14 protein-coding genes and 1 pseudogene are annotated in these 16210 nt (G+C 70.3%); 8 read left to right on the top strand and 7 right to left on the bottom strand.

Features of this window, described 5'->3' with window-relative positions:
• Positions 1 to 113: 113 nt before the first annotated feature.
• Positions 114 to 2966: an AAA family ATPase gene (locus tag ACFYOY_RS25580; protein ID WP_388589797.1), complete on the top strand. Its 2853-nt coding sequence runs from the start codon at positions 114 to 116 to the stop codon at positions 2964 to 2966.
• A 25-nt stretch (positions 2967 to 2991) separates the two neighbouring features.
• Here the strand turns inward: ACFYOY_RS25580 and ACFYOY_RS25575 are convergent, their stop codons facing one another.
• Complete coding sequence (locus ACFYOY_RS25575) at positions 2992 to 3717, bottom strand: SDR family NAD(P)-dependent oxidoreductase (protein ID WP_388589794.1); 726 nt, start codon at positions 3715 to 3717, stop codon at positions 2992 to 2994.
• 138 nt (positions 3718 to 3855) lie between these two features.
• Between ACFYOY_RS25575 and ACFYOY_RS25570 the strand changes: the two genes are divergently transcribed.
• On the top strand, positions 3856 to 4908 hold the full coding sequence (locus ACFYOY_RS25570) for an Lrp/AsnC family transcriptional regulator (protein WP_388589792.1): 1053 nt from the start codon (positions 3856 to 3858) through the stop codon (positions 4906 to 4908).
• On the opposite strand, the gene ACFYOY_RS25565 is transcribed toward ACFYOY_RS25570, so the two are convergent.
• A complete protein-coding gene (locus tag ACFYOY_RS25565) occupies positions 4838 to 5875 on the bottom strand; it encodes a GAF domain-containing protein (RefSeq protein ID WP_388589789.1) in 1038 nt (345 codons plus the stop codon). The genes ACFYOY_RS25570 and ACFYOY_RS25565 overlap by 71 nt on opposite strands.
• Before the next feature lie 403 nt (positions 5876 to 6278).
• Between ACFYOY_RS25565 and ACFYOY_RS25560 the strand changes: the two genes are divergently transcribed.
• Complete coding sequence (locus ACFYOY_RS25560) at positions 6279 to 7412, top strand: NAD(P)/FAD-dependent oxidoreductase (protein WP_351888518.1); 1134 nt, start codon at positions 6279 to 6281, stop codon at positions 7410 to 7412.
• Between the two features lie 43 nt (positions 7413 to 7455).
• On the opposite strand, the gene ACFYOY_RS25555 is transcribed toward ACFYOY_RS25560, so the two are convergent.
• From ACFYOY_RS25555 to ACFYOY_RS25540, 4 genes are all read right to left on the bottom strand, one after another.
• A complete protein-coding gene (locus tag ACFYOY_RS25555) occupies positions 7456 to 7839 on the bottom strand; it encodes a VOC family protein (RefSeq protein ID WP_351888515.1) in 384 nt (127 codons plus the stop codon).
• Between the two features lie 90 nt (positions 7840 to 7929).
• Positions 7930 to 8829, bottom strand: coding sequence for a geranyl diphosphate 2-C-methyltransferase (locus tag ACFYOY_RS25550; RefSeq protein WP_388589786.1), 900 nt, complete (start codon positions 8827 to 8829; stop codon positions 7930 to 7932).
• A gap of 17 nt (positions 8830 to 8846) precedes the next feature.
• The gene (locus ACFYOY_RS25545) at positions 8847 to 10205 is read right to left on the bottom strand and encodes a family 2 encapsulin nanocompartment cargo protein terpene cyclase (RefSeq protein ID WP_388589784.1); all 1359 of its coding nucleotides are present in this window, start codon (positions 10203 to 10205) and stop codon (positions 8847 to 8849) included.
• Positions 10206 to 10303: 98 nt separating this feature from the next.
• On the bottom strand, positions 10304 to 11716 hold the full coding sequence (locus tag ACFYOY_RS25540; RefSeq protein ID WP_388589782.1) for a family 2B encapsulin nanocompartment shell protein: 1413 nt from the start codon (positions 11714 to 11716) through the stop codon (positions 10304 to 10306).
• Positions 11717 to 12185: 469 nt separating this feature from the next.
• On the opposite strand from ACFYOY_RS25540, the gene ACFYOY_RS25535 reads away from it, so the two are divergent.
• The 3 genes from ACFYOY_RS25535 to ACFYOY_RS25525 all read left to right on the top strand — a co-directional run bounded on the left by ACFYOY_RS25535 (position 12186) and on the right by ACFYOY_RS25525 (position 14565).
• Positions 12186 to 13007: a PhzF family phenazine biosynthesis protein gene (locus ACFYOY_RS25535; protein ID WP_388589779.1), complete on the top strand. Its 822-nt coding sequence runs from the start codon at positions 12186 to 12188 to the stop codon at positions 13005 to 13007.
• Between the two features lie 178 nt (positions 13008 to 13185).
• Positions 13186 to 14247, top strand: a complete 1062-nt coding sequence (locus ACFYOY_RS25530) for a low specificity L-threonine aldolase (protein WP_351888501.1) — start codon at positions 13186 to 13188, stop codon at positions 14245 to 14247.
• Positions 14248 to 14304: 57 nt separating this feature from the next.
• Positions 14305 to 14565 carry a hypothetical protein gene (locus ACFYOY_RS25525; protein ID WP_351888498.1) on the top strand — a complete coding sequence of 87 codons (261 nt, stop codon included), beginning with the start codon at positions 14305 to 14307 and terminating at the stop codon, positions 14563 to 14565.
• A gap of 27 nt (positions 14566 to 14592) precedes the next feature.
• Here the strand turns inward: ACFYOY_RS25525 and ACFYOY_RS25520 are convergent, their stop codons facing one another.
• A complete protein-coding gene (locus tag ACFYOY_RS25520; RefSeq protein WP_351888719.1) occupies positions 14593 to 14847 on the bottom strand; it encodes a hypothetical protein in 255 nt (84 codons plus the stop codon).
• Here ACFYOY_RS25520 and ACFYOY_RS25515 point away from each other — a divergent pair.
• A pseudogene (locus ACFYOY_RS25515) lies at positions 14773 to 15195 on the top strand (Lrp/AsnC family transcriptional regulator). The gene ACFYOY_RS25520 and the pseudogene ACFYOY_RS25515 overlap by 75 nt on opposite strands.
• 112 nt (positions 15196 to 15307) lie before the next feature.
• The gene (locus ACFYOY_RS25510; RefSeq protein ID WP_351888495.1) at positions 15308 to 16009 is read left to right on the top strand and encodes a hypothetical protein; all 702 of its coding nucleotides are present in this window, start codon (positions 15308 to 15310) and stop codon (positions 16007 to 16009) included.
• Positions 16010 to 16210 lie beyond the last annotated feature (201 nt).

The raw sequence follows: 16210 nt of genomic DNA, 5'->3' as shown, positions 1-16210 counted from the left end.
TGCGTCGCGGTGGGGTGACAGGACGGCGCGGCAGCGGGAATCACCCGGGTGAAAGAGTCGATCACAAAGGCACCGGCGTTGAGGGCGATGTGGCCGTGCGGCATGCTTGCCCCATGCGCAGCACAGACCCCGCGGGCGACCGGGCGCGTGGGCGCGGCAAGGGGGCCTCGGCCGGGCTGCCCCTCAGAGGACGCGACCACGAGATGGCCGCTGTCCGTGAGGACCTGGAAGCGGTGCGTGGCGGACGAGGTGCCTACGTCGTCGTGGAGGGCGCGCCCGGCGTCGGCAAGAGCCGACTGCTCGCGGAGCTGGACGAGATGGCGCGGCGATTCGGGTTCGACGTGGTGTCCGTACGGGCCGACGAACTCGACCAGTACGCGGCGGGAGCCGCCCTGCAGTCCGCCCTGCAGCCCTCCGACGACTCCCACCGAGCCGCCGCGGCCACCGACGACCACCGGCTCTGGCTGCTGGACGGCATCGCGGACGCTCTGGAGGCCCGGGCCCAGCGCGCCCCGGTGGCCGTGGTCGTGGACGACGCGCAGTGGGCGGATCCGGCCACGCTCTTCGTCCTCCGTACCCTGCCCGGACGACTGGCCGCCTCGCGGATCCTGTGGGTGCTGGCGGTACGGTCGGAAACCGAGCGGCTGACCGTGGCCCGGGTGCGGGATGACCTCGAACACCTCGGGGCCCACTGGCTGACCCTCGGTCCCCTGCCACAGCAGGAGCTGCTGCATATCGCGGCCGATGTCCTCGGGGCGAGGCCGTCATCCGGTCTGGCCCGGCTCCTGCGAGGCGTCGCGGGCAATCCGTTCCTGGCGCTCGAATTGGTGCGTGCCTTCGCCGACACGGACGCCGGCCCGGTGGAGGCTGGCGTGGCGAGCCTCCCGCACCCCGGTATCCCCGCCGGTTTCCGGCGCAGTGTCGCCGCGCGTCTGGACCGGCTTCCGGAGGACGCCGTGCGCCTGCTGCAGATCGGCTCCGTCCTCGGCCGCGAATTCGATCTCGGCACGGCCGCCCGCATGCTCGGCAGGCGGGTCGGCAGCCTGCTGTCGGGCGTCGAGGCCGCCCTGAGCGCCGGTCTGCTCTCGGCCGACGGCCCGCGACTCGCCTTTCGCCACGACCTCATCCGGCAGGCTCTCCAGGAGAACCTGCCGCGGGCGGTGCGGACCGCTCTGCACGGCGAGGCGGCCGACAGTCTGCGGGGCATCGGGGCCCGATCGGCCGAGGTGGCCTGGCACGTCGTCATGGCGGGCGGCCCGGTCGACGACGACGCCGTGACCACGCTGACCACCGCCGTTCAGGAACTGTCGCCGTCGGCCCCCGACGCGGCCGCGGACCTGGCCCAGCGGATCGCCTCACTGCTGCACCCGCACGACCGGCGTCGTATCGCCCTGCTGACCGACGCCGCCGAATACCTCGGCCGGACTCGCCGGATCCACGAGGCGCTCGGCCTGGTCGACGCCACCCTGTCGGACGGTCCCGAGCCGCTGCAGGAGGCATGCCTGCGCCTGGTGGCCGCCGAGATCCACCAGGCCGCGGGCGACGACGCCGCCGCGATGACCCACCTCCAGCGGGCTTTGGACCTGCCCGAGCTGCCGTCCGACGTACGTGTCCGGCTGCTGAAGACCAAGGCCACGGGCCATGTGTACCTCGGGGACATCACCGCCGCCGAGCAGACCGACACCGGGCTGGTCCAGGACGCCTACCGCAGCGACGATCCGGCCGTCGTCGTCAGCGCCATGGTGTTCCAGTCGCAGACCTTCTTCTACCGCGGGCGCCTTGCCCGCGCCCTCGAACTCGCGGAGGCGGCCGACGGACACGCCGGCACCGAATCCGCCGGGTTCTACCTGCGGCCCCCGCGGATTCCGGCGCTGTGGCTGGCCATGGTGCTGACCGCCACCGACCGGCTCGCGGACACCGAGCGGGTTCTGCGGGAGGGACAGCGCGAAGCGGAGGCGCGGGGCCTGGGCTGGTCGCTTCCCCACTGGCATGCAGCCCGTGCCTGCGCGCTCCTCGAACAGGGAGCGCTGGACGACGCGGCCGTGGAGGCCGAGGCCAGTCTGATGGTGGCGGACGAGCTCGAGATCACCCGCCCGAATCCGCGAGCCCACTCCGTACTGGCATTGGTGGAGATCAGACGCGGTGACCTCGTCAAGGCCAGGGACCATCTCCGCGCCGCCGAAGCCGATTCCGGCACCCACACGCAGCGGTACGGCCTGTGGGTGGTGCTCGCTCGCGCCTGCCTGGCGGACGCGGAGGGCCAGGACGGCGCCGCGGCGGCGGCACTCACGGGCAGCTTCGGGGACGGTGAGCCGACGCGGCTGCTCACGGTGGGTCCGTCCCACTGGCCCGGGATCGTGCGCATCGCGCTGCGTGGTGAGGATCCGTCGGCCGCGCAGTCCGTGTCCGACGCTCTGCGCACCCTGATCGCGCGGGACGACAGCCAGCAGATCATCGGGGCGGTCCGCGCCCATGTGGACGGCCTGCTCCACCGCGACCCCCGCGCACTGGCGTCCGCGATCACGGCCTACCGGAGCGGTGGCAGGCCGCTGGCCCTGGCCGCGGCCTGCGAGGACCTCGGCGAGCTCCTGGCCACCTCGGCCGATACGACGGCGGCGATCCCGCACTTGGAAGAGGCGGGTGAGCTGGCGTCGGGCTCAGGAGCCCTGCGCGATCACGAACGGATCCGGCGGCGCCTTCGCCGGCTCGGGGTGCGCACCGGCGCCCCGCGACACCACACGACCGGCCCCCCGGGGTGGGGGACCCTGACCGAATCCGAGCGGAAACTGATCCCGCTGGTCGTGGACGGTCTCACCAACCGCGCCATCGCCGACCGGCTCTATGTCTCTGTGCACACCGTCAACACGCATATGAAGCACATCTTCACCAAGCTCGATATCAACACGCGAGTCGAACTGACCCGGCTGGCGATCGAACGGGGTGCTGTCGCGGGCGGGGCGGACTGAGCGGTGCACGCTCCCGGGGTGGGGTTCACCATGGGACGGTCTGGCCGAAGCGATCCAGATACGCGAGACCAGGCTTCCCCAGCCTCGACAGGAGAACGTCCACCACCCGCGGGATGCTCTCGCCGATGGTGAGTGGCGCGTCTGGTCCCCCCAGGGTGGTGCTGACCCAGCCAGGCGCCATGAGGACGAATGCGCGCTCGGTTTCGTGCTGCTGGACCTGCCGGACCGAGAAGCCGCGCATGAACATGTTCAGGGCTGCCTTGCTGCCCCGATAGACCTCGCGCGATGCGGTCGTGTTGTTCGTGATGCTGCCTTGCCCGGAGGACATCGCCCCGATGAGTCCGGTCGGAGAAACGAGGTCTTCGAGTGATTCGATGACGCGCATCGGGCTGAGCGCGTTGGTGACCATCACTTCTATGAAGTCGGCTGTCGGAACGGCACCGATCGGCGTCGGCTCGTTGTTCGTGGTCCCTGCGTTGACGAAGAGCACGTCGAGTGTGCGATGGGCGAGACGCTCGTGGAGGGGCGCCAACTGTGTGGGCTCGTTGATGTCGAGATGCTCGACGCGGACGCGCCCGTCGGAGCGGTCCGCGAGATCGTGCAGGAGGGTGCGAGCGGTTGCGTCTCGGACCGTGCCGATGACGTTCCATCCCCTGTCGAAGAGTTCGGCCGCCATCGCGTGTCCGAGACCGCGCGACGCCCCGACGATGAGAGCGGTTGGCGGGTGCCGGTCCGCGTCCGTTGACGACATTCCGCGTCATCCCCTTATTTCCTTGTTTCGAGTTTCGGAGTGCCGACCGCCATGAGCGGCACCCCTGATGCGCTGCAATCCTTGCCGCTCCATCGCATTCGGGGCACGTCCGGGGCGCGGATTTGTACGATTGCCCTCATGAAGGGAGTGCTGATGGCCGAATCCGCCACTGTGCAGCCCGATGATGTGCGTGTCATTCGCGCACTCCAGGTGGCTCCGCGGGCCTCGTTCGCCTCGATCGCGGCGGTGCTCGGCCTCTCGGAGGGGGCCGTCGGCCGCCGCTATCGCCGGTTGCTCGCCGATGGCGTCATCCGCGTAGCCGGTGTCCTCGATCCGGGGGCGCTGGGACAGAGCAGATGGCTGGTGCGACTGCGGTGCCGTCCCGGCAGCGTTACGGCGATCGCCGACGCGCTCGCGAAGCGCGACGATGTCAGCTGGGTGGCCCTCGGAGCCGCGGGCTCCGAGATCACCTGCGCGGTCCGGTCGCGGACGCGGGAACAGCGCGAGGACCTCCTCGGTCGGCGACTTCCGCGCACCGCGGCTGTCATCGACATCAACGCGTCCGCGATACTGCGTCAGTTTGTCGGAGGCCGCGGCCACTATTGGGCCGCGCTACGCGGCACGCTGACTCCACAGCAGGAGTCGATGCTCGGGAGCGATGGCGCCCCCTTTACGGAATCCCCGGTTGTCCCTCGCGTTCCCGTGCAGCTCGGCCCCGAGGACGAGAAGATGCTCGACCTCCTCGCCGCGGACGGTCGCGTCGGCCTCGTCGATCTCGGCGCAGCGGCGAACCTCACACCCGGGCGCGCATCACGCCGTCTTCAAGCCTTGCTCCGGCGCCGGGTCGTCCACATCGATGTCGAGATCGCCCCGGCCGCACTGGGCTATCACGCCCGGGCGAACCTTTGGCTCCGCGCGCACCCGACGGCGGTCAAGGACATCGGACGCACACTCGCGCAGGAACCCCACATAGCCTTCGCCGCGGCCGTCTCCGGGCCCTACAATCTCCAGGCCGTCGCGCACTGCCGTGACCTCGACGAACTGTTCGAGTACACCTCGGACCGCATCGGGTCGCTGTCCGGCCTCCAGAGCATGGAGGTCTCACCTTTGCTGCAGCAGATCAAGCAGGCCGGCACGCTCGTGTCCGGCGACCGTCTCGTCCCACCGCACCGCACTCGAGCGCGACCCTGAAGGCGCGCCCGAAGCCTCGACCGCCGTGCGGCCGAGCGCAGGCCCATCGGACAAAGGCAGGCGGTGTCGTGCTCGGCGAGCCCGCCACGTCCAAGGCGCAACAGCCTTCCGAGAGGCGGTCGGCGAAGTCCACCGCGGCCTGTGCCTGGACCGGCGCGGCGGCCCAGGCTCGCGGCGGGGCCGCCACGTGCGGCTCTTCGGGTGCTATCGGGTGCCTGTCCGCGGCGGCATGCCGCAGGAACGCCCCCACCCGGTCGCAGGTGGAGCCGATCACGGCGCGCTCATGCGCGCTCAGCTGCGGCCGGTGCGGACCGGGCCACATCAGCACCAGTCCGCCCCAAGCCGTGGTGCCGGATGTGACCGGTGCGGCGGCCAGCGCTACCGGATAGGGCCATACCAGCGCTGCCCTCGGGTAGCGGCGCACCAGCTCTGCCTGGCTGGCGAGCCACACCAGGCGCCGCTCACGTACCGCGTCCGCCACCGGGCCCGAAGGTGGAAGCGGCAACCGTTCCCAGAGCTCGGCGATCTTCGGTGGCATCCCGGTCACCATGGCCAGCCGCAGCACCTGCCCGTCCGGCGGCAGCAGGTACACCAGGCCGGCGGACGCGCCTGCTTCCCGCACCGCCGTGCACAGAAACGCATCCAGCAGCTCCATACCGGAGCCGGCGGCAGGCGTGGCATCGTCCCGCGTCCCCTGCCCCTCCTCCGCGACCTGCCGCACACGCCCGAAGCGGCGCCTGGCCGCCTCGGCGCTGATCCCGAAGGTGGCGCCGATCCGCGCCCAGCCGACGCCGGCCTGCCGATCGGCCAGCACCGCATACCGCACCAACTGCTCGGTCAGCCCGGGAACCTCCGCCACCGCGGCACAGTGACAGCCCACCGCGGCTTCCCGCGCCGGGGACAGCTCACCCGCCTGCTGCGCTGCCGCCTGAACCCGGTCCAGCAGATCCGCGCCCGCGAGCACCATCGCCTGCCGCGTCTCGGCCGCCGCCGGCCATCGGGACCGTGCTCGTCAGGCCGCCTGCCGGTGGGCCGGGCTGCAATACCGCCGGTTGCGGTCGGCCTGATTCGGTAGCGGCGCATCGCACCAGCCGCACCGAACATCACCCATATGCGCAGATTACGTTCGTCAGGGGTGACGGCGGCGTCGGGTGTGAGGAGCTGAGGTGCGGGACATCTCGCTGCTCGGCGAGGGAGTGTTCGAGGCGTTCCGCCAGTCGTCGAGCGGGAGCCGCGGCGATGCGGATGGTGTCGGTCGCGTGTCGGTGGCTGTCGGACCCGTTGTAGGTGGTGTGTCGGCGGGGTCCGGAACCTTTCAAGAGATCCTGCCGGATGCCCATTCGGCAGGTGTCCGACAGCAAGGAACCACCATGACCACTGACGTCACGATCATCGGTGCCGGACTCGGCGGCCTGACGCTCGCCCGCGTCCTGCACGTCCACGGCATCCCGGCCACGGTCTACGAGGCGGAGGTCTCTCCGATGGCGCGTGCGCAGGGCGGGATGCTCGACATCCACGAGGACAGCGGACAGTCCGCTTTGCGGGCGGCCGGGCTGATGAACGAGTTCCGTCGTCTCGTCCTGGGGGGCCGCCAGGCGATACGGGTTCTCGACCTGGCCGGGACCGTCCTGTTCGACAAGACCGACGACGGTACGGGGAGCAACCCCGAGGTGCTGCGCGGCGAGCTGCGGCAGATGCTCCTCGACTCGCTCCCGGCCGGCACCGTCCGGTGGGGCCACAAGGTCAGCGGTACCCGTGCCCTCGGCGAGGGCCGCCACGAGGTGACCTTCGCCGACGGCACCACCGTCACCACCGGCCTGCTGGTCGGCGCCGACGGCGCGTGGTCCCGAGTCCGGCCACTGCTTTCTCCTGCGGCACCCGAGTACATCGGCATGTCGTTCGTCGAAACCTATCTGTTCGACGCCGACACCCGGCATCCGGCCGGCGCGAAAGCGGTCGGCAGCGGGTCGCTGTTCGCGCTCGCGCCGGGCAAGGGATTCCTGGCTCACCGGGAGAGGGCCGGCACCCTGCACGCCTACGTGATGCTCGCCCGGCCGCGGGACTGGTTCGCGAACATCGACTTCACCGATTCCGCCGCGGCCACCGTACGGATCGCGCAGGAATTCGACGGCTGGGCACCGGAACTCACCGCGCTGATCGCAGACGGTGACACCGCACCGGTCCTGCGGCCCCTCTACGCCCTGCCCATCGAGCACCGGTGGGAGCGGGAGCCGGGGGTGACCCTGCTCGGCGACGCCGCCCACCTCTCGCTCCCGAACGGCGAGGGCGCCAACCTGGCCATGTACGACGGCGCCGAACTGGGCAAGGCCCTCGCCGGGCACCCCGAAGACGTCGAGGCCGCGCTCACCGCGTACGAGCAGGCCATGTTCCCCCGCAGCGCCGCGGCCGCCACCGAAGGAACCCAGGTCCACGAGATGTTCTACGGAGCAGGCGCACCCCACAGCCTGATCAACATGATGACCGGCCACGAGCAGGCCCCGTGAGACACCGGCCGAGGGCACTCAGGGTGGCCGCATCCGCCCCTGGTCAGAGGTGCTGGAGCCGGGCGTGCAGGAGGCAGAACACGTTGCCTTCAGGGTCGGCCAGGACGTGCCAGTTCTCGGTGCCGGTCTGGCCGACGTCGGCGGGCGTGGCGCCGAGAGCGAGCAGCCGCTCCAACTCGGCGTCCTGGTCGCGGTCGGTGGCGTTGACGTCGATGTGCAGGGGGAGCTTCCCGGTCCGCGGGTCGCTGTTGGGGCTGAGGACGAGGGTGGGCTGCAGACCGCCGAAACCGGTGTCGGGCGGCCCGATCTCGATGCTTCCGTCGTCTTCCCGGCCGAGCTCCACGTAGCCGAGGACCTCGCTCCAGAATGCGGCGAGCCGCTCGGCGTCGGCGCATTCGAGGACCAGTTCACTGATGCGGCATGCCATGCCCGTCAGTGTACGTAGACAGGCCGAGAGCCGGTTGACAGCGCTTCGCCCCGCCACCATATGGCGACGGGGCGACGTGCCAAGAAGCGGTCAGATGCGGTCGGCCGCGATCAGGAGGTACTGGAAGGAGCCGTCCTTGTAGGAGTTGATGAACGCTTCCTCAATGCCGGTGACCAGCGAGGACGTGGCCCGCAGCTCCCAGTACGGCAGGGTCGCGGCGGTGAGGTCGATGACGGCCTGCGGTACGAGGCGATTGTCGGCCATGGCGCGCAGATACTCCCGGCGGGAGTGGATGTTGCACTCGAAGTGCGCGTTGATCTGGGAGACCCACTTCGAGGGCTGGCCGTAACGGGGGTTCCAGCAGCCGGTGATGGTCACGTAGCGACCGCCGACCTCGAGGATGCGGGAGTGTTCGGCGAAGAGGTCGTGCAGGTCGACGTACATGCTCGACTCGTTGTTCCATGAGGCCGCGATCTGCCCGGTCTCGAAGGGCGTACCGAGCATGTTGCAGACGCGGGCGTGGACGTGGTCCTCGATGCCGAGCTCGCGGGCACGCTGGTTGGCGAAGTCCGCCTGCTTGGCCGACAGCGTGACGCCCTCGACCCTGCACCCGAAGCGCTGGTGGGCCATGACCATCGAGCCGCCGCGGCCACAGCCGGCGTCCACGAGCGTGTCGTCGCGCTCCGTGGGGCCGATGTGGTCCAGGAGCAGTTCGGCCTGTGCCGATTCCAGGCGGTGCAGTTCGGCGATCAGCTTCTTCTCGTACGCATTGTCGTCGGTCTCGCCGAGGGCGGTGCGGTCGACCGCGCCGATTCCGTAGTGGTGGTGGTAAAGGCCGTCGACATCGCCGAGACGCAGGTTCACCGGCCTGGCCTCGCGGTCCCAGTAGCGGGCGATGTCCCCCTGGTAGGGCGTCACCGGGGCGGGGATGAACACCGAGGCGCCGCTGGTGGAGATGGCGGCGTCGGTGGTGAGATCGGTGCTGGTCACAGATAAGTCCATTCTTCTTACCAGAAGTCGGGCAGGCTGTAGCGATAGGTGTTGGTCCGGTGCCAGTAGTGGTTGCCGTCGACCCACGCGGCCACGCCCCGCAGAAAGCGCTGCGCGCTCGGGACGGGGCAGGCGGCGGCCAGGTCCGCGGCTGCGGCTTCGAAGTCGTGCATGAGATCGTTGTGGACCTCGACCGACTTCAGATAGGCCTCGCGGTCGGAGATGCCCTCACGTTCGGCGATCACCACGGGCAGGTTCAGGTGATGCCCGGGGGAGGCGAGTTCCTTGGTGTACGAGTACAGGTCGTTCACGATGGTGGTGGCGTTCCCGGCGAGCGCGATGACGCGCTGCATGGCGGGCGTGGCGTGCAGGTCCGCCGGCAGCTCGTAGCCGCCGACGGTGTCCGTAATGGTGGGGCAGGGGCGGAAGTTGTTGAACTGGCGCATCGCCAGGTATTCCCACACCTCGGGGACGTGGTCCGTCTGGGCCCAGGCTGCCTCGGCGAGGTACCCCATGTGCAGACGGGCCATGTCGTGCCGGTACCGGTCCGCCTGGGAGGCGCTGGCCGCTTGGACGAAGTACTCCATGGCGGAGCGGTACGCGCGCCGGGGCGCGTCCGAATGGAGCGACTCCGCCCACCGCGGCTGGTACTCCCTCGTCGTGTACAAGGGGTCGAGGGCGGTGTGCGCCAGCAGCAGGCGGCCGCCGAGGCCGATGGGCGATCCTCCGTGGTCCTCGCAGTAGCAGTCGTCCACCGCGTTCTCGGCGACCATCAGGCGCGTGGCGAGCATCAGGTGGTCGACGGTGGGAGCGTCCGGATGGCAGGCGACCATATAGCGCCCCACGGAGAAGCCGTCGAACTGGTCCTCCCAGTCCTCCGGGTACAGATCGACCTCGTCCAGCGCCCAGGTCTTGATCCTGCGGCTGACCTCCTCCACCCGCACCGGGTCGGGCTCCGGCACCGGATGGTGGTACAGGCCCGGGACCGGGGTGCCTTCCGCCGGAGCCGTCGGCGGCTCCACCGGCTCCACCGGCGCCGAGGTGCCCTCGCACCGGGCCAGATGCAGGCCCACCGTGCCCAGGCCACTGGGGCCACGCAGGATCCGACCCAGGCCGGCGCCCGCCGTCCGCACCTCGGCGGCAGGAACGTCGACGGGACGGGCGTCGGTGGCAGGAACGTCGGCGGGACGGGCGTCGGTGGCAGGAACGTCGGCGGGAGGCGGCGTGGGCAAGGACGGCGCGGGGTATCTGCCGCCGCCGAAGGCGGTCCTGATGTCGCGGGCGCGGGCGGCGGCCTCGGCGAGGACAAACGCTCCGGAGGGGGAAGCGGCCGCGGGCGGGCTCGGCTGCGGAGGGGAAGGCTCAGGCGCGGGCATCCATAGCTCCTCGATGGGGTGGGTGTTTGTCCCGGATCTCGGGCATGCTCGGCCGGCTCGGAGGGCCGGGCTCTCGTAGCCGTCGGGCAGGGCAGGGCCTAGTCGTGGCTGCGGGCGATCTGCACGTTCTCCAACACACCGAGCGCATCCGGCACCAGGATGGCGGCGGAGTAGTACGTAGTGACGAGGTAGGAGATGATCGCCTTTTCGTCGATGCCCATGAAGCGCACCGACAGCCCCGGTTCGTACTCCTCCGGCAGACCGGTCCGGCGCAGACCGATGACGCCCTGGTTGTCCTCCCCGGTGCGCATGACGAGGACCGAGCTGGTGTTCTCCTTCGTGATGGGGATCTTGTTGCAGGGCAGGATCGGGACGCCGCGCCAGGCCGGGACCTGCTGCCCGCCGAGGTCGACGTGGGTCGGGTAGAGCCCGCGGGAGTTGAACTCCCGCCCGATCGCCGCGATCGTCCTGGGGTGAGCGAGGAAGAACTTGGAGCCGCGGCGGCGGCAGAGCAGCTCGTCGAGGTCATCCGGGGTGGGCGGGCCTGAGTGGGGCTGGATGCGCTGCTTGAAGTCGGCGTTGTGGAGCAGACCGAACTCCCGGTTGTTGACCAGTTCGTGCTCCTGGCGCTCACGCAGCGCCTCGACGGTGAGCCTGAGCTGCTCCTCGGTCTGGTCCATCGGCTCGTTGTAGAGGTCGGCGACCCGCGTGTGGATCCGCAGAATGGTCTGTGCGACGGAGAGTTCGTACTCGCGCGGCTTCAGTTCGTAGTCGACGAACGTGCCGGGCAGCGCGGGTTCGCCGGTGTGGCCGGCCGCCATGGCGATCTCGGCCTCGCCGCGATGGTTCTGCGCGTGGCCGCGGAGTGAACTGAACTCCCGGAGGTGAGCCTGGAGGCTCGGCGCCGTGGACAGCACGGTGGCGAAGTCGGCGCGGGACAGGGTGAGCAGGGTGCCGGAGGTCTCAGCGGTGGCGGTGTAGTCCCACCGGGCATCCTCGTTCAGCAGAGCGCCCTCACCAAAGCGGTCGCCATCGGCCAGTACGGCAACGGCGGTCTCGTCGCCGTACGGACCGACGGAGGTCTGGCTGACGCGGCCGTGGGCGATCAGGTGGAACCGCTCGGCGGGTCCACCGCGCTCCACCAGCGTTTCGCCCGCACGGAAGTGGCGCTGGACGCACCGGTCGGCGATGGCGGTCAGCACCTCCACGTCCTCGAAACCACGCAGCAGGGCCAGTTCGCCGAGTTCGCGGGGGATCACCCGGACGTCGGCACCGTCCTGAACGAAGTCGATGCGCCCGTCGCCGACGGTGTAGCTCAGCCGGCGGTTCACCCGGTAGGTGCCGCCCTTGACCTCCACCCAGGGGAGCGTCCGCAGCAGCCAGCGCGAGGTGATCCCCTGCATCTGCGGGGCGGACTTGGTCGTGGTGGCGAGATTGCGGGCGGCCGCCGTGCTCAGGCTGGACTGCCGAGTCGGCTCCAGAGGTGCTTCCGAGCTGGTACCAACAGTCATCGGGCGAGCTCTCCTTCGTGAGGGCGATGGCTGGCGTGCCTGCGCGTCACCGGCAAAGAGGAAAGGAGGGGGCAAACATCCGGGAATCCGTCCAGACCCGGGGAACAGTAGCGGCGGGTGCACCCACTCGGCCTCGGAGAGCCGTCTGCATTAACTCGATAAGATGATCGTGCCCCGCGCGGCGTTTGCCCGGGTGGCCAACGGCATTCGGACGCGATCACGGCACGTGGGGGTGTCGGGGCGGGCGTGAGCGTCGGCACGGGATGCGGCGCCGTCTCGCGGGATCCTGCCCTCGCTCTCTCCCAGCCCCAGCAATACAGTCCACCCTGTCGTGACTGGCTGTTTTCCACCGGGCGGGCAGCCGCTGGGATGAAGCTTCCATGGACACGCGGGAAGCCCGAAGACCGCTTCCCCCCGCTTCCGCCACTGTGAAAGGCCCTTGATGACTACGCCTCGCGCACGCTCGTTCATGCAGGTCGACGTGTTCTCCACGACCCCCTGTCTCGGCAACCCGGTCGCCGTCGTCCTCGATGGGACGGAGATGACCGACGAGGAGATGGAGCGCCTGGCGCGCTGGACGAATCTGTCCGAGACCACATTCGTCCTGCCCCCGACCACGCCGGAGGCGGACTACCGGCTGCGGATCTTCACCCCTGGAGGCGAGCTGCCGTTCGCCGGGCATCCCACGCTCGGCTCCGCGCGCGCGTGGCTGGACAACGGGGGCGCGCCTCGGCACGTGGACCGCATCGTGCAGGAGTGCGGCGCCGGCCTGGTCACCGTGCGCCGCGGTGAAGGCATCGTGTCGTTCGCCGCCCCGCCGCTTGTCCGCGAGGGCGCGCTCGACGACGCGTACCTGAACCGGATCGTCGCCGCGTTCGGCATCGAGCGGGATCGTGTCATCGGCCACCAGTGGGTCGACAACGGACCCGGCTGGGCCGTGGTCCAGATGCCCACGGCCGAGGAGGTGCTCGCTCTCGAACCCGACCTGTCCCTCATCCCGGACGCGATGGTCGGCGCGATCGGTGCCCACCCCGAGGGATCCGAGCACGACTTCGAACTGCGCACCTTCGCTCCCGGCGTCGGCGTGGCCGAGGATCCCGTGTGCGGCAGCATGAACGCCTCGGTGGGGCAGTGGCTCACCGCCACCGGTGCGGTGCCCCCCGCCTACCGAGTCTCCCAGGGCGCGCGCCTGGGCCGGGCCGGGACCATCGAGATCGTTGCCGACAAGGACGGCACCGTATGGGTCGGCGGCGCCGCCACCAGCTACATCCGCGGCACCATCACCCTGTGACCTGTTCGGTTCGCCGCGGCGACCGCGTATGCGCCTTCGGTCTGTTCGGTCCGGTGCCGAGCCCCCGGTCACAGGTGGCATGCATGCGGGTGGCCTCGCTCAGGAGGACCGCGAGAAGCGGACTTCACCGTCGTCTTCGCCAGCCCCATCGGAACCTGACACCAAGGAAAACCCACTCATGAGCACCACCATCGCCACCACCCCCGCCAGCCGCGCCTTCATCAGCGACAACATGGCCGGAGCATCCCCGGAGATAGTCCAGGCCGTCGCCGACGCGGCTGCCGGGCAGGTCCTGCCGTACGGCAACGACCCCTTCACCGACAGCGCCCGCCGCAGGCTGAGCGAGATCTTCGAGCGGGACGTCGATGTCTTCATGGTCTCCACCGGGTCCGCCGCCAACGGCCTGAGCCTGGCCGCCCTCACTCCGCCGTGGGGCAGTGTGCTGTCCCACCCCGACAGCCACATCAACACCGACGAATGCGGCGCTCCGGAATTCTTCACGGGCGGTGCCAAGCTCGTCGGCGTCCCGGGCCCCGACAGCAAGATCGACCCCGATGCGTTGCAGGCAGCCGTGCGCCGCCGGGCCGGTGACGTGCACAGTGTGCAGCCATCCGCGGTGAGCATCAGCCAGGCCACCGAGCTCGGCAGCGTCTACACCGTGGAGGAGATCCGTCGCCTGTCCGCCGTCGCCAAGGATGCCGGGCTGCGTGTCCACATGGACGGTGCGCGCTTCGCCAACGCCCTGGACCACCTCGGCACCACCCCGGCCGAGATGACCTGGAAGGCCGGTATCGACGTGCTGTCCTTCGGCGCCACCAAGAACGGTGCGATGACCGCCGACGCCATCGTCTCCTTCGCCCCCGAACTCGCCGCCGAGCTCGGCTTCCGCGCCAAGCGCGCCGGCCAGCTCGCCTCCAAGATGCGCTTCCACGCCGCCCAGATCGACGCCTACCTCACCGACGACCTCTGGTTGCACAACGCCCGCCAAGCCAACGCGATGGCCACCCGGCTCGGCGACGGCCTCAAGGCCATCTCCGACATCGCTCTTGTGGCCATCCCCCAGGCCAACATCCTCTTCTGCCGCCTGCCCCAGCACGTCACCGAAGGACTCCTCGCGGAGGGCTACGTCTTCCACCACGACCGCTGGGAGCCGGGGACGGTCCGCTTCGTCACCTCCTTCACCCACCGCGCCGACGACATCGACCAGCTCCTCGACGCGGTCCGCCGCCACACACACTGACGGGCCCGGCCTCCACAGCGAGGGTCAGCCGCCCGGGGAGGACGTGATGGCTCTCCTGTGGGCCAGGAGCGTGACGGGCTCACCGCCTCGATCGCCGATCCGGCCGCGGGTCAGCGCGGTCGCGTTGCCGGCCATGCCCGGGGGTACGGCACCCGGAGCGCTTCCGCCGGGACGGAGGCGTGTTCCGCGGCGGCCTGGAGGCGTCCGTCGCGCAGAACGACGGCGCCGCTGCCGAGCATGGTGGCGATCAGCTCGGCGGTCCACCTCCAACTGGCGGACCGTGCCACCAGCGCGATCGCGGACAGCGCCAGTGGCTAGGCGGTGCGTACGGGCGGGGCGGGTTCATCAGCCGACCAGGCGTTCCCCCAGCAGAAGACCGCCGATGGCGATCATCATGACACCGGAGACACGGGTCACCGTCCGGGCCGCCGAGGGCCGGGTCCTCAGCACGGTGCGGGCCAGGACGCCGACGGCGAGATAGACGGGCGCGCAGGCCGTCATGTGGACCGTGCCGAGCAGCCCGGTCTGCGCGGCGACGGGCCAGCCGCCCGAGGGGTGGATGAACTGCGGGAAGTAGGGCTGAGCGTTTCGCCCTGCCACCGCCGCTTGCGGGACCTCGAACGCGAGGGTGCCATCCGCGGCTACCGCGCCGTCGTCGACCCGGCCGCCGTCGGCCTCGACTTCGAGGCACTGGTCCTCGCCCCCCTGCGCTGGGAGGACGCCGACACCGTCACCGCCTTCGAAGAGGCCGTGGCCGCCATCCCGCACGTCATCCAGGCCCAGCGGCTCTTCGGCGACCCCGACTACCTGCTGCGTGTCGCCACCACCGACCTGGCCGCCTACCAGTAGCTCTACGACCAGCGGCTGGCCAGACTCCCGGGCGTCCAGCGTCTGAACTCCACCCTCGTCATGAAGAACGTCGTCCACGACCGTCCCCTGCCCCGGTAGACGCTTATCCGCGAAGCCCGTTGCCAGGTCAGGTCAGGACAGGACAGGGTCACAGTGCGGCAACTGGTCCTAATATGTATTGGCTTGGGGCCGACGGGGGAGGGTGACGAGCATGGAGTTGGCACCGTGGCTAGTTGTGATCGCCTTGCTCTGCTGGTTGATCTACGCACTGTTCACATGGATCCGCGGAGTCGTGCATCGGCGGGGGCTGCCGGAGCCGTCGGTCGCCCCGGGCCAGTTGGAGATGTATCGGGCGCAGGCATTCCGCGAGATCTGCCAACGGGCGGCGAACCAGGGTCGGCGCGTGACGATGACCGACTACTTTGCCGAGCGGGGATGGAATCGGGCGGACGCCATGCGCATCCTGGCCGAGCCGCTCAAGCACAAACTGATCGATGTGGAGGGTTGGCGGTTCGGCAGGTACAGCGTGACGCAGAAGGGCTGGACCGAGTACGAGAGCAAGCTCCTCTGGACAGGAGGCGAAGGGGTGCACATCACCACTGGGCCGGGCGGCTTCGTCGTGGCGAACGTCAACAGCCATCATTCGGTGGTCCACGGCGGCTACGGCAACCGGGCGAACGCGCCTGACATTCTTCCCCACCAGCAACTGATCGACGCCCTGCGCACCGACGCGGACACCGCGACGTCCGATGAGGCGGTAAGGGCGCGGGAGTACGCCGACGACCTGGCCGCGGCCGTCGACGCGCAGGATCCCGACAGGACGGCTCGCATCCTCGCAAGGATCAACGGACTCCTGTCCACCGCTACGGCCGCCTTCACTCTGGCCCGCGGACTCCTGCCACCCGGCTCGTAGCGGAACGGTTCCGGATCAGCGTCTGGGTGTTCCCGCCGTCGGCCGCGCCGCCGGCCAGCAGCAGTTCGGCCAGGGCCGTCCGCTCGTGGCGGGGGGGGGGGGCGGGGCGCCCAAATAAAGTGAGGCGCCGCGCGCCCCCCCCCCGGGGGGGGTGGGGCCACCCCCCGCCGGGGCGGGGGGGGCCGCCCCGCCACAGCCCGG

The organism is Streptomyces sp. NPDC007875, from assembly GCF_042868035.1.
Lineage (GTDB): Bacteria > Actinomycetota > Actinomycetes > Streptomycetales > Streptomycetaceae > Streptomyces > Streptomyces antimycoticus.
This window is presented reverse-complemented; position numbering and strand designations above follow the sequence as displayed.